Origin of the sequence: Roseivivax halodurans JCM 10272 (genome assembly GCF_000521785.1) — a bacterium.
GTDB lineage: Bacteria > Pseudomonadota > Alphaproteobacteria > Rhodobacterales > Rhodobacteraceae > Roseivivax > Roseivivax halodurans.
This window is the reverse complement of sequence record NZ_JALZ01000003.1, coordinates 169086-181238: the sequence shown is the minus strand read 5'-3', so window position 1 is coordinate 181238 and position 12153 is coordinate 169086. Positions and strand designations below refer to the sequence as shown.

At 65.3% G+C, this 12153-nt stretch carries 14 protein-coding genes and 1 pseudogene; 11 read left to right on the top strand and 4 right to left on the bottom strand.

All coding sequences use genetic code 11. The annotated features are described in order from the left end of the window. Positions 1 to 19: 19 nt before the first annotated feature. Positions 20 to 604, bottom strand: a complete 585-nt coding sequence (locus tag OCH239_RS04840) for an HPF/RaiA family ribosome-associated protein (protein WP_037259427.1) — start codon at positions 602 to 604, stop codon at positions 20 to 22. Positions 605 to 698: 94 nt separating this feature from the next. On the opposite strand from OCH239_RS04840, the gene OCH239_RS04835 reads away from it, so the two are divergent. Further along, positions 699 to 1463 carry an ion channel gene (locus OCH239_RS04835; protein WP_211241963.1) on the top strand — a complete coding sequence of 255 codons (765 nt, stop codon included), beginning with the start codon at positions 699 to 701 and terminating at the stop codon, positions 1461 to 1463. Here the strand turns inward: OCH239_RS04835 and OCH239_RS23485 are convergent. The 3 genes from OCH239_RS23485 to OCH239_RS04820 form a co-directional block, all read right to left on the bottom strand. Further along, positions 1436 to 2551, bottom strand: a complete 1116-nt coding sequence (locus tag OCH239_RS23485) for a hypothetical protein (RefSeq protein ID WP_037259426.1) — start codon at positions 2549 to 2551, stop codon at positions 1436 to 1438. The two genes, OCH239_RS04835 and OCH239_RS23485, sit on opposite strands and share 28 nt — an antisense overlap. A 2-nt stretch (positions 2552 to 2553) precedes the next feature. Then, entirely contained in the window at positions 2554 to 2874 is a 321-nt protein-coding gene (locus OCH239_RS04825) for a hypothetical protein (RefSeq protein ID WP_037259425.1), read from the bottom strand. Positions 2875 to 3088: 214 nt separating this feature from the next. After that, positions 3089 to 3268, bottom strand: a complete 180-nt coding sequence (locus OCH239_RS04820; RefSeq protein ID WP_037259424.1) for a hypothetical protein — start codon at positions 3266 to 3268, stop codon at positions 3089 to 3091. A 138-nt stretch (positions 3269 to 3406) separates the two neighbouring features. Here OCH239_RS04820 and OCH239_RS04815 point away from each other — a divergent pair, with 138 nt between their 5' ends. The 10 genes and pseudogenes from OCH239_RS04815 to OCH239_RS23065 all read left to right on the top strand — a co-directional run bounded on the left by OCH239_RS04815 (position 3407) and on the right by OCH239_RS23065 (position 12149). Beyond that, positions 3407 to 3835: a hypothetical protein gene (locus OCH239_RS04815; protein ID WP_037259423.1), complete on the top strand. Its 429-nt coding sequence runs from the start codon at positions 3407 to 3409 to the stop codon at positions 3833 to 3835. Between the two features lie 30 nt (positions 3836 to 3865). Further along, positions 3866 to 4240: a photoactive yellow protein gene (gene pyp, locus OCH239_RS04810; protein WP_037259422.1), complete on the top strand. Its 375-nt coding sequence runs from the start codon at positions 3866 to 3868 to the stop codon at positions 4238 to 4240. 357 nt (positions 4241 to 4597) lie between these two features. Beyond that, positions 4598 to 4852, top strand: a complete 255-nt coding sequence (locus OCH239_RS04805) for a hypothetical protein (protein WP_037259421.1) — start codon at positions 4598 to 4600, stop codon at positions 4850 to 4852. Beyond that, positions 4849 to 5346, top strand: a complete 498-nt coding sequence (locus OCH239_RS04800) for a hypothetical protein (protein ID WP_157577798.1) — start codon at positions 4849 to 4851, stop codon at positions 5344 to 5346. The genes OCH239_RS04805 and OCH239_RS04800 overlap by 4 nt, the downstream gene beginning before the upstream one ends. A 5-nt stretch (positions 5347 to 5351) precedes the next feature. Next, positions 5352 to 6587 carry a 4-coumarate--CoA ligase gene (gene pcl, locus OCH239_RS04795; protein WP_051489266.1) on the top strand — a complete coding sequence of 412 codons (1236 nt, stop codon included), beginning with the start codon at positions 5352 to 5354 and terminating at the stop codon, positions 6585 to 6587. A 78-nt stretch (positions 6588 to 6665) separates the two neighbouring features. Beyond that, positions 6666 to 8843, top strand: a pseudogene (locus tag OCH239_RS04790) (PAS domain-containing protein); the annotation flags it as partial. Positions 8844 to 8861: 18 nt separating this feature from the next. Continuing rightward, positions 8862 to 9470: a methyl-accepting chemotaxis protein gene (locus OCH239_RS23855; protein ID WP_425280280.1), complete on the top strand. Its 609-nt coding sequence runs from the start codon at positions 8862 to 8864 to the stop codon at positions 9468 to 9470. Position 9471: 1 nt separating this feature from the next. Next, the gene (locus OCH239_RS04785; RefSeq protein WP_037259419.1) at positions 9472 to 10929 is read left to right on the top strand and encodes a chemotaxis protein CheW; all 1458 of its coding nucleotides are present in this window, start codon (positions 9472 to 9474) and stop codon (positions 10927 to 10929) included. Between the two features lie 64 nt (positions 10930 to 10993). Beyond that, positions 10994 to 11914, top strand: a complete 921-nt coding sequence (locus tag OCH239_RS04780) for an AAA family ATPase (RefSeq protein WP_051489264.1) — start codon at positions 10994 to 10996, stop codon at positions 11912 to 11914. A 10-nt stretch (positions 11915 to 11924) separates the two neighbouring features. Next, complete coding sequence (locus OCH239_RS23065; protein WP_037259418.1) at positions 11925 to 12149, top strand: hypothetical protein; 225 nt, start codon at positions 11925 to 11927, stop codon at positions 12147 to 12149. Positions 12150 to 12153: the final 4 nt, after the last annotated feature.

Here is a 12153-nt window from a genome sequence, read left to right as displayed (position 1 = left end):
CGCGAAGATGAACGGCGCGTCAGGTGCGCGAGGGGATCTCGCCGACGAGCTGCAGCTCGGAAATCGGCCGCACCATCGTCGCCTGCGGGCCCATCGCGCCCTCGCCGTCGGCCGGCGTCACCTCGACCGGCGAGCCGACCTCGAGCTCGGCGAAGCTTCCGGTGACAGCCACCTCGCCGAAGAAGAGCTCGCGCCCGTCGATCAGCTCGACGAAGCCGTAATCGTTGAAGAGCCTCACGACCCTTCCGCTCGGCGCGCTGTCGTGGGTCTTCACGTCGCCGCGCACCTTCTGCGAGAACGTCTCGAGCTGCTTGTCCATGGCATCGAATGCCCTGCGGACGGCGACGTACGGATCGGTGAGCTTCTGGTCTTCGCCGGGATCGTGGTTCACGACGAGCTCCTGCCCGGGCACGCCCACCTGGATCGAGACGTGATAGCCGAGCGGATCGCCCTGGCCGTTGCGGTGCGGCACCTCGATGCCCACCCGCGCCGACGTGATGCGGGCGAAGTAGCGGTGCATCTTTTCGGCCCGCTCCCGGATCAGTCGCTCCAGCTCCTCAGATGCCTGGACGTCGACCCAGGAAATCTCCAGCGGCTCTTCCATGTTTTTACCTCGGCTTGTTTTTTTCGCGTTCCGGGCAGAACAAGGGCGGTGGGCGGCCAGTTCCTGAGCTGGCGTGGCGGCAGCGGAGATGCGCGTGAAAGAGACAATCCGGCGGCTCTACGAGGGCGAGGGACGCGGCCCGCGAATTTTCCAGATGGGGCTGATCGTCTTCGACGTGATCATCATCGCCTATTTCGTGCTGACCGCGAATGCCGATATGGGCGCGACGCTCCTGTCGGTGGATCTCGCCATCGGCGCGGTGGTGCTGGCCGATCTCTCAGCGCGGTTCTGGATCGCCGAGCGCCGGCCCGCCTTCATGCTCTCGCTGACCACGATCGCCGATATCGTCGTGCTCCTGTCGCTGCTCGCGCCGGTTCTGACCGGGGCCAATCTCGGCTTCCTGCGCGCGTTGCGCATGCTCCGGCTCGCCCGCAGCTTCCACATGGCCGAACGTCTCGACGACGTGCTGCGCGGCAGTCTCGTCAATTCGCGGATCATGGTGGCCGCGGCGAACCTGGTTGCGTTCATCTTCGTGGTCACCAGCATGGTCTGGGTGCTGGAGCGTCAGAAGAACGACGATATCGCCACCTATGTCGATGCGCTCTACTTCACCATGACGACGCTGACGACGACCGGCTACGGCGACATCACCCTCACGGATCGGACCGGCCGGCTGCTCACGATCGTCATCATGGTCTTCGGCGTCGGCTTCTTCCTGAACCTCATCCAGGCGATCTACCGTCCCGCCAAGGTCGAGCAGCCCTGTCCGCAATGCGGCCTGAGGCTCCACGACCGCGACGCCAGCCATTGCAAGCATTGCGGCAGCGTCATCTATATCGAGACGGAGGGCGGCACCTGACCCGCCCCTGAGTTTGCGGCTTCAGAGGTCCGCTTCCGCGCGAAATCGATCCAGTATCGGATGTCGAGGATCTGCGCCACGAGGCCGAGATCGTCGGCGAGCCGGTCGGGATCGGCTGTCGCAAGGTCGGAGAGGGACGTCACGCCGCATCGACCGAAGAGCCAGACGAGACCTTCGCCGGCGCCCGGCAGCTCGTAAAGATCCGCTTTCGTCTGATGTTGCCCGTCACCGACGGCGCCCGCATCCGGCTCGATCGGATCCGCAGCGGCGGGCATGTCGGCCTCGTGAGCCTCCTCGGCGCCCTCGCGATCCGAATGCCGCCCGTCCGGTCCTTCGGGATCGTCGGTATGGCAAGCTGCGAGACCGTCAGCCGCAGCTGCGGGCCCGTTGAGGATCAGGGCATCGTCGTTTCGCCATTCCGATCCGCCTTCTGTCGCGGGCTCCGGTTCGGCCTGCGCGGTGAGGGCTTGCGATTGCTCTTCGGCCTGACTCGCATCGATTTCGATCGGCCGTTCGGCCACATTCTCCTGGGTCGGGCCCGTCGCGGAAACCGCCTCTGCGAGATCCGTATCCTCGTCGAGCCCGGGTTCGGTCGCGACGGTATGCACGGCGGTCTGCGGTTCGGGTAAGCTGTTGATATCGGGGGTCAACGGCCCGCCTGGGGCGATATCCGTTTCCGGCTCCTCCATCGCGATGTCACAAGGCTGCGTCTCGGGCTCCGTCGGCATGACGACCGGGGCACCGGCACCGTCATCACCGTCCCGAACATCTCGAAGCATTTCGGATACGTCATGCAAGGCAAGGTTCGGTTCGATCCGGTCACCCTCACCGCAATCTCCACCCTCTGATCCGATGGCCGCCAAGTCGCCGTGATGCGCATTCCCGTCTTCCTCGGGCATGGCGCTGGCCACCCGGATATCCGGTATCCAGGCCCCCGGACCGAGCGGAGCTATTCCAGCGTCCGCTGCTGCCTCCGTGACCCTGAGACGGGCGCGGCGCGCAACCCGTTCCGCGCGCAGACGTGCGAGATGGCGATGGGCGGCATCGCGCGCGGTCTTGCTGCGTCCGCCGGAATTTGGTGTCGACATAGTCAATCTCCCGCGTCGTCGATTGCCGCCGCGTTCCGTCCCCAGGCGTCCCAATCGTCGAGGGCGAGGCCCGCCAGCGCGAGGAAAGCGTCGGTATCCGTTTGTCTGCGATGCAGTTGCGACAGTGCCTCGACGACGCCGTCGACACCCGCAGGTCCCATGCCGATGTCGAATTGCGACGCAGTTTGGTCGCGGCAGAGCTCCTCGATCACGCTCATCGCGTCCTCGAGTACCTCGCTGCGGGCGGCTCCGAACATGCCGTCCCGGTCGCACCAGGAAACGGCGAAACCCCCATGCCGCAACGCATAGAGCGACAATGTCATCGGGGGGCCTTCGGGGCGTGTGCAGACATGGCAAAAGAGTTGCCGCGCGGAGACGCGCAGAGGCGGGGCGGACGTTCGGGTCAGAACCTCGATCCCCCATTCGCCGGCCGCGTGGCCGGACGGGGAAACGGACGGGCGAGATCTGACTGCGGTGGCGCTCATGCGCCGAGACCTACCAGCCCGGGCTTACCGGATTCTTAATCCTTGGCCGGGCTCAGTGCCGTACCGGCTGGATCACGAATTCGGCGCCGGGCAGGAAGTCCGACAGGAACCGCACCATAGCGGTTGCCTCTTTAACCGACCGGAAAACATAGACGAGGCTGTCCGCCCGTCCCTCGCGCACGCGCAATTCGCACACCGACATGAGCCGCTCCATCGTTTCGTCAAGGGACATGTTAACCCGGCGTTAAGCATGAGCGCAAATGGCTCATCGGCCGGTAAGGGTTTGTTGATGGTAGGATGGCAGTGTTGCTCCACGCCAAGAGATTGGCCGCACCGCCATTCCAACGCCGGCGAAAGGAGCACGTCCCGGATGACTGAAGTTGGACAACTGACAGAGGCCGACGGACGCTACGAGTTCCGCATTCCCGAGATGGGCCTCATCGTGCGCGGCGATCACCCCGAATGGGTGATGCAGGCCGCGAGCGAGGTCCTGAGCTGCACCGCCAAGCTCGAGGCGGAAAGCACCGTTGAAGAGCTCACGTCGCTCGTGGAGTTCGAAGAGGCCTCTGAGATCGAGGTCGAGGCGCAGAAATTCGCCATGGCCCAACGCTTCGACACCATCCCGCAATGCATCGTGACGATGGGGCGGATGGACTACAAATGGGCCGCGCCCGAGGGGCGCGAGAAACTCGGCGCCGAGTATGACGGCAATCCCTACCGCCGCATCCACGACATGTCGCTCACCTTCAGCGATTCCTTCCTCAAGAACGAGGATGGGGTCGAGACCTCATCCGACTAAGCGGGTCGTTCCAGGACAAAGGATCAGAAGATGGAAATCATTCCCTTCGGCAGCCAGGATGTCGACAACATCCTGAGCCGCGAACCCCAGCGCGCGGAGTATCTGCCCTTCGGCGCCGTTCTGCTTGATCGCCACGGGACGATCGTGAAGTACAACAAGGCCGAGAGGATGATCGCCAACCGCAATCCCGCGGACGTCATCGGCAAGAACTTCTTCAACGAGATCGCGCCCTGCGCCAAGGGCAAGCGGTTTCACGGAGAGTTCCTCAAGTTCCACCAGAGCGGTCAGATCAACGTCATGTTCGACTACAAGTTCGCCTACAAGGGCGCGAATGTCGGCGTGAAGATCCATCTGAAATCGCAGCCCGATGGCCAGCATTGCTGGCTCTTCGTGAAGCGCGCCTGATCCAAGGGGGCGGCAGTGCCGGCGCTCTGCGATCCGACCTTCGAGGCGACCGTCTCGCCTCTGCTGATCCGCCTCCTGGGCGGGCGCGCAGAGCGTGAGCCTGGACCGGCGAAGGTCGGGCCCTTGCCGCCGGCAACACTGGTCGGCCCCAACCCAGAAGATGCCTGTTCCGAAGCTGACGGTTTTACCCAGGATGCCCCCTTCGCGCCTGTCCGACTGCGCCGTGACGGCACCCGACCTCTCGAGGGCCGTGGCGCACTTCTCTGGGAAGACCGGAGCCGGATTCCGCTCCCCGGATTGGCTGCCAGTGGCGTGGTTCGAACCCTTCGGCTCTATCTATCCGAGGATGGCGGATTGATGGCCCAGATCGCCTATCATCCCGAGGACGGCCTTCCGGCACGGCCGGTCTGGCGCGCGGAACGGATCGGCGAATCTTACGAGTTTCGAAACTTTCTCGCTCGATCCGGCGGCGCGGCATGCTTCCTCGCCGCCGGCGTCATGCTCACCTCGGCCGATGTAATTGCCAGTCGCCTCGATCCCCTCGGCGGTCCGGTACCCACCGTTCCGCCGTTCATGCCTGATCCAGCCCAATCCGAAGGATTCATCACATGAACTACCAGATGTCTGCGGTCGAGAAGACCGGATCGTCGAGTGCCGGGACCGAGATGCCCGGGTTGGGCGTCGCGACGTCCTATCGCCTGCCGCGTCCCGGCGCGCGCCCGCTCGTCTTCGCTGGAACGGAGCTGGCGATGGCCATGAGCTTCACGCCCGAACTTCCCTACTGGTACGAGGTCAATCTCTATCGCACCGAAGAGCAGCATTTCGTCGTCGCGATCCGGCAATTCTTCCAGTCCGAAGCCGAGCAGGACGTATGCCGCGCCTGGTCGTTCGAGACCCTGGCCGAAGCGCTCGACGCGATCGAGCATTATGATGCGGCGCGCGATATTCGTATGCCGGTTCTGGATCTCGGCGCCATGGTGCCGGCTGAACTGGCGGCGCGGGCCATGGATCTTCAGTCGAAGGTCAGCGCGGCGCGGCTGCACTTCGGCGGACTTGCCGGCGAACTCTTCTCCGAGATCGAGGCCGCCGGCGGCAGCGCGGTCTGAGCCGTATGGCGTCTCCGGCGGGTAAGGACGCGGAACATCCCGGGGCCTCCTGGATCGACGAGCATTCGGTCCGCCGCCTTTGCATCGCGGTCATAGCTGCCACGCAGGATCGGATGATCCGCGAAGGTCGGCTGGCCCCGGATACGCACATTCATGTCGCTATGATCCGCGCTGCGGGCGAGCCGGATGCCATCCGGATCGACGAGCCGGATCTCGGGCTCGACAGCCTCGCAAGAATCGATCTGGTCTCGGACCTGACCGGGTTCTTCGACCTTTCGGCGACTGGCGCCGAAGACTATCTGCTGATCGAACGCACCCTCGGCGCCTGGGTGCGCCGGATCGCCTGGCACCTCGACCATATGGGCGGGGACGCCGCGATCGGCTTCTCGACATCGGGTTCGACGGGAAAGCCGCGGATCATTCTCCGTGGCCGGGCCGAGCTCGATCACGAAATCCGGGCGATCGTCTCCGGCGTTCTGCCCAACCGCCCGGAACGCGTCCTCTCGCTGGTGTCGCCGCGACATCTCTACGGGTTTCTATGGGGTATACTCCTGCCGCGGGCACTTGGGGTTGAATGCCTGGAACTCGACGCGGCTTCGCCGACCGGGATCGCGCGAAAGGCGCGTCCGGGCGATCTCATCGTGGCAACGCCGTTCCAGTGGGATCGCTGCTCAGCCCTCGGCCTTCTGCCGGGAAAGATATGCGGCGTCTCCTCGGGCGGCGCCACAACCGAAGAGACCTGGTCTGTGGCCGGCGCACTCCGTCTTGAGTGGTTCCTCGAAATCTACGGGTCGACCGAGACCGGCGGTGTCGGCGTGCGACGATCTGATCAGGAGCCGTTCCTCCTCTTCCCCAATCTCGCGCGGATCGGCGACGGAGTGTCGCGTCGCGGATCGACGTCAGAGATCGCCCTTCCCGACAGGATCGAATGGCAGGACGCCACACGATTCCGGCTAGGGGGGCGCAAGGACGGCGTCGTGCAGGTTGCTGCGACGAATGTCGATCCGCAGGAGGTTGCCGCGCGCATCGCCGCGCTCCCCGGTGTCAGTGACGCCGCCGTCCGGCTCGGCGGAGAGCGTCTCAAGGCGTTTGTCGTGCCGATGCCCGGCCGGGATCTCACCGAACTCGATGCCGGAATCCGCAGGGCGATGACCGCCCTTCCACCTCCGGCACGCCCGGACCGGATCACCTTCGGCGTGTCGATCCCCCGCACCGCAATGGGAAAGCTGTCGGATTGGTAAGATCCGCCGCGGATCAACCGGCCCTTAATTTTGTACCTCTATTGCGGTCGCGCACGAGCAACGAAGGACATACGCCGAATGCCGGATACCCACCTCCCAAGCGGCCTGCCGATCGACATGGCGGCGCGCGCATTGGGCGCCGCGCTTCTCGAGACAGGCTTGACGTTGACCTTCGACGCCGAGACCGGAGCTCTGGTTCACGCCAACGAGGCGGCGATTTTCTTGCTCGAGATCTCCGAGGACGCTTTTGGCGACCACACCTTCGACGCGCTGTGCCGTGCGGACGGCTCGGGCGCGCCAGATCTCTGGAGCGCTCTGCGTTCAGGCTCTGTCAGGCGGTGGCGCGGCACGCTCGTCGCGACGCTGTCTTCGTCCGAGCATCCGGTGGATTTTATCGCGGCTTGTAGTGACAGCGAAGGCGGGACCGGCCACGTCATCCTTCATGCGACCGAGTCCGATGGACAATCGGCGCAAGAGCGCCCTGCTCCGACAGGTGCCGTGGCCGCGCTCGGCGACGTGGTCGGGATCATCGAGTTCGATGCCGACGGTGTCGTCCTGACGGCCAACGATCGCGCCAAGATGGCTCTCGAGTTCTATTCCGAAGAGATGACCGGCCGGGGCCATGACAGTCTCTGGCCTGCCTCGATCACGCAGACGCCCGACTATGTCGCCTTCTGGGAGAAGCTGCGCGAGGGCCGTATCGTGGAGGGCAGGCATGCCCATGTCACGGCAGAGGGGAACATCGTCTGGCTGCAATCGACATACATTCCGCGCCGGGGTGATGCAGGGCACGTCTCGACTGTGGTGCAGTGCCTCATGGACGTGACTGACGAAACAGAGCGTTCGATGGTGGACGCGGCTCGCGCCCGGGCCGCCTGGTCGGTTCTGGCCGTGGCCGAGCTCGATATCGAAGGTCACGTCTTGGCGAGCAACTCGTGCATGCAGAGCCTCCTCGGCTCCGAACCGGACGACCTCACCGGCAAGCATCTTCGGCGCTTCATGGACGCGGAATTTGCGCTCGGCGCGACCTTCCGGGCGGCATGGGACAAGGTTGTCGGCGGAGAGGCGCAGCAGATCGACATCCCGCATCTGAACGCGGATCATCAGCTGTGCTGGACCCGGAGCCAATTCGTTCCTGTTCCGGACGCGTCGGGCAGGATCACCGCGATCTACGAGATCGGTACGGTCATTCACGACGATCACGAGCGCCTCGCAAACCTGGAGACACGCTACGACGCGCTGAGCGGCGACCTTGCCATCGTCGAGTGGGACGTAACGGGACGACTGATCGAGGGCAATGCCCGATACGCCGAGCTTCTCGGGTTCGATCGCGGCAAGCTGAAAGGGCTCGACCATCGCATGACCGTGCCGCAGGATTTCGCGAAAGGCCGCCGCTATTCCCTGTTCTGGGACAGGCTCAACCAGGGCGAGCGGGTCAGCGGTCAGTTCCGGCGCTTGGGGGTCGACGGCAAAGACGCCTGGTTCCAGGCGAGTTACGTTCCGCTTCGGCGCGAGACCGACGGACGGATCGAGACCGTCTTCTTCTACGGATCGGACATCAGCGAGGTCAAACTCGGCCAGATCCATGCGCAGGCACGGATGGATGCGATCGAACGCTCCATGGCCGTGATCGAGTTCGAAATGGACGGGACCATCATCTCGGCCAACAAGGTCTTCGTCGAAACGGTCGGGTATTCGCTCGAGGAACTGAAAGGCCGCAAACACGCGATGCTGTGCCCGCCGGATTTCGCGAAGAGTGAAGAATATCGCCGATTCTGGGAACGTCTCGGCGAGGGTCAGATCATCGAACAGGAGGTGAGACGTGTCGGCTCGGGGGGGCGCGAACTCTGGTTCCAGGCCAGCTACAACCCGATCCTCGATCTTGCCGGCCAACCCATTCGCGTCGTCAAATACGCCTACGACATCACCGATGTCCGGATCCGGCAGGCCAAACTCGAGGAGAAATGGCAGACCACGTCGCGGGCGCATCCGATCTGCGAATTCGACTGCGAGGGCAAGATCACCGGCGCGAACGAGGCGTTCCTGCGCACCGCGGGATATTCCCTTCGCGAGATCGTGGGCCAGCATCACAGCATGTTCTGCACTCTCGCGCAGGCGCGCTCGCAGGAGTACCGCGACTTCTGGCAGGATCTGGCCAAAGGCGAAGAGCGCTCGGACTGTTATCACTACGTCGCACGGTTCGATCGGGACATGTATCTCCAGGCCAATTTCAGTCCGATCCACGACACGTCCGGCGCGGTCAGCGGTGTGATCATGCATGCGATCGAGGTCACCGACCATGTCCGGCTCCGCGACGAAACGGAAAAGCGGGCCACAGAGGTCGGCGGGCAGATCGAGGCGCTGCGTGAAGCAGGCGTGCAGATCCGGGGCGGGCATGGCGCGCTCAGCGAGGCTCTGACGCGCTCGCGCGAAACCCTCGTTCAGGGCGAGGGCGCGCTCGCGTCTGGATTGCGGGATATGGGCGGCGTCACCGGCGCGATCGAGAAGATCGATCAGATCGTCGAGGTTGTGGCGGAGATCGCGGTCCAGACGAACCTTCTGGCTTTCAACGCGGCGATCGAGGCGGCGAGAGCCGGAGAATACGGGGTAGGCTTCTCGATCGTGGCCGACGAGGTCCGCAAGCTCGCCGAGCGCAACGCGGATGCCGCGCGGGACATCTCCCGCCAACTCGAAGCGGCGTCCGAGAGCGTGGGACGCGGCACGGGCGCAGCGCAGGAAACCATCGCGATTCTGAACCGGACCGCGGACGACATCCGTGCCAGCGGTGAAAGCGTCTCGACGCTGATGTCGAACTGCGAGGCGCAGTCCCAGACGATCGGCGCGATCGGTGCCGTGATGTGCGAGTTCGGCGGGAGGACCTGACGTGTCCGCCCAGGCGCCGGCAGCCATGCCGCCCTCCGAGGGGGAGGTGTCTTTCGGTCTGCTTGATATCGGCAGCAGTCGCGTCGGTGTCGATCTGAGGTTCCTGACGGAAGTCTGCATGATCGACCGCCTCGCGCCGCTGATGACCGCCGCACCCGAGGTCCTGGGCGTCATCGATCTGCGCGGAACGATTGTGCCCATCCTCGACCCGAACCGCCTCTGCGGGCTCGATCCATCGCCGAAACCGCCTACGATCGCGGCTCTTCTTGAGTCGGACGGCCGCACGATCGGGCTCGGCATCGACCGTGTCGTCGGCCTTACGGAACCGGCGGCGGGTGGCGTCCAGAGACTTTTTCGCGACCAAGGTGATGGCGCCTTCGTGACCGGCGGCTTCTTTCGCGACGGCAGGCTCGTGTCCTGCATTGACCCCGCGCCCCTCTTCGGGCGCGTCGATCTGCCCGCAGCGGCCTCGAGCCTGCGCACCAAGCGTCAGGGGATAGCGACGGACACGCAGGCCTATCTGACCTTTCGGGCCGGCGGCGCGACCTTCGGCCTCGAGGCCCTGAAAATCTCCGGAACGGTGCCGCGCCAGCGCATCCCGCGCGATTCGCTGACGACGGATATCTGCCTCGGCTCGATCCGCCAGCACGGAAGGCGCATCCCGGTGATGCAGGCCTCGGCGATCCTGGGCCTCGGCCGTGGCGCTGCGCCCGAGGCGCCCGAGGTCGTGGTGGTGCGCTTCCCGGACGAGCGATTGCTCGGTCTGGCCGTGGACGTGATCTGCCGGATCGCGCTCATCCGAAGCGCGGATCTGCAGTCTCCCGGTCCGGCTTTCGAAGGGTCCGGCGCGCCGCTGAGATCGGTTCTGGTCGAGGAGGGCGGTGCGCAGACTTTCGTGCTCGACCACGATGCCCTGGCGGCGTCGCGAGATCTCGCCGCGATGGCCGCCCTTTCGGATCCGACAGCCAACGCCGATGCGGGGCCCGGCGGGCGCGGTACGGGCGACGACAAAGGCAAGCGCGCGGACATCATCCGCGACGACGCCCGGTACATGGTCTTCACCGCCCGATCACGCTTGGCGACGCCGATCAGGCAGCTCGTCCAGATCCTCGAGCCGCCCCGCGATGTCACGCCGCTTTCGGGGCCGGCGGGGCTCATGGGCCTCTTTGCCGATGGCGGACGCCTCGTGCCGCTTGTCTGTCTGGCGCGCCGGCTCGGCTTTTCGGCCGCGGGAGAGGCAGATCAGCGGCGTGTCCTGCTCGTGGGGCCGCCCGATCGACGGGTGGGCTTCGTGGTCGACAGGGTGGACGGTATCGAGGCGTCGGAATGGCGGGCGGACGACAAGACCGGGCTCATGGTCGAGGAGGGGCTCGTCAAGCTTCGCAACGAGCCCAACGTATTGCCGCGCATCGACCTCGAGCATCTCGCCCATGCGACGACGGTCGGATCATCCGTCTGATCTTAACAAAGCGGCAACCGGAATCGGCCTAACCTGCCGGGCGACCCAGAAAGGGAAGATTTCGTTGAGGCACAGTCCCCCAAAACCGCATCTGCACCACTCCTCCGCCTCGCCATGGATCGGATTGCAGCGACAGGAACGCTTTTTCGAGAACGACGAGATCCGCAACCTGCTCGACCGCGCGAGGTTCTACGCGCGTGCCGGCGTCTGCATCCACTTCTGTGGTCCGGCCGGACTCGGCAAGACCTCGCTTGCCCTGCGCCTCGCGGAATCCCTCGGCCGGCCGGTTGCCTTCATGGCCGGAAACGAATGGCTTTCCTCGCGCGATTTCATCGGGCACGAGATCGGCCAAAGCGTGTCCACGGTTGTGGACAATTACGTCCACTCGGTGCGACGGACCGAAGCCGAAACCCGGGCGGACTGGCGCGATTCCGCGCTCGCCGGCGCGATGCTCCACGGCTACACCTTTGTCTACGACGAGTTCACGCGCGCCTCACCCGAGGCCAACTCGATCCTGCTCTCGGTGCTCGAAGAGGGAGTGCTGGTCTCGACCGATCCGGCCAGTCCGCGCAGTTACCTGCAAGCGCATCCCGACTTCCGCATCGTCCTGACCTCGAACCCGCACGATTACGTCGGCGTGAACGGGGCTCCGGACGCGCTGCTCGATCGCGTGGTGACGTTGCCGCTGCGCGCGCCCTCGGAGCGGACGATGGCGGGTATCGTCGCCATGAGGAGTGGCCTTTCCGAAGCGCAGAGCAAGCGGATCGTCGCGCTCGGCTCCGCGCTGACCCCCTCCGGGGAAGAGGCGCCCTGTTCGCTCCGGGCCGCGATCCTGATCGCGCGGATCGCCGCGCTCAAGGCGCGCGAAGGCGGCCTCACCGACGCTGCGCTCGAGGAGATCGCCGCCGACGTTCTTGGCGGCCGCGGCGTGCGTCTGCCCGAAGGTGCGATAGCCGCCGCGCTGGCCCGGGGCCGCGCCGCATGAGGACGATACGATGAAACGCCCCTTCACGTCCGTGCCGAAACGCCCCCGAAATGCCCGGTCGCTTGCCGCGCGCACCCGCAAGGAGGCCGCGATCCACCTCGTGCGTATCGAGTTCGACATCGCCCGTCTCGAGTTGGGCATGTCCCAGGCCTTGCAGCGGGCCGAAGCCGCCCGCGGCGATCTCGTCGACAGGATCCGCCAGCGCCGCAGGCTTCTTGCGATCCTCGAGAGGTGAGGCG

Bases quoted from the DNA above. Each gene is read 5' to 3' on its own strand.
- OCH239_RS04840 (WP_037259427.1), bottom strand. From the start codon at position 604: ATGGAAGAGCCGCTGGAGATTTCCTGGGTCGACGTCCAGGCATCTGAG.
- OCH239_RS23485 (WP_037259426.1), bottom strand. From the start codon at position 2,551: ATGTCGACACCAAATTCCGGCGGACGCAGCAAGACCGCGCGCGATGCC.
- OCH239_RS04825 (WP_037259425.1), bottom strand. From the start codon at position 2,874: ATGACATTGTCGCTCTATGCGTTGCGGCATGGGGGTTTCGCCGTTTCC.
- OCH239_RS04820 (WP_037259424.1), bottom strand. From the start codon at position 3,268: ATGTCCCTTGACGAAACGATGGAGCGGCTCATGTCGGTGTGCGAATTG.
- OCH239_RS04815 (WP_037259423.1), top strand. From the start codon at position 3,407: ATGACTGAAGTTGGACAACTGACAGAGGCCGACGGACGCTACGAGTTC.
- pyp (WP_037259422.1), top strand. From the start codon at position 3,866: ATGGAAATCATTCCCTTCGGCAGCCAGGATGTCGACAACATCCTGAGC.
- OCH239_RS04805 (WP_037259421.1), top strand. From the start codon at position 4,598: ATGGCCCAGATCGCCTATCATCCCGAGGACGGCCTTCCGGCACGGCCG.
- OCH239_RS04800 (WP_157577798.1), top strand. From the start codon at position 4,849: ATGAACTACCAGATGTCTGCGGTCGAGAAGACCGGATCGTCGAGTGCC.
- pcl (WP_051489266.1), top strand. From the start codon at position 5,352: ATGGCGTCTCCGGCGGGTAAGGACGCGGAACATCCCGGGGCCTCCTGG.
- OCH239_RS23855 (WP_425280280.1), top strand. From the start codon at position 8,862: ATGCATGCGATCGAGGTCACCGACCATGTCCGGCTCCGCGACGAAACG.
- OCH239_RS23065 (WP_037259418.1), top strand. From the start codon at position 11,925: ATGAAACGCCCCTTCACGTCCGTGCCGAAACGCCCCCGAAATGCCCGG.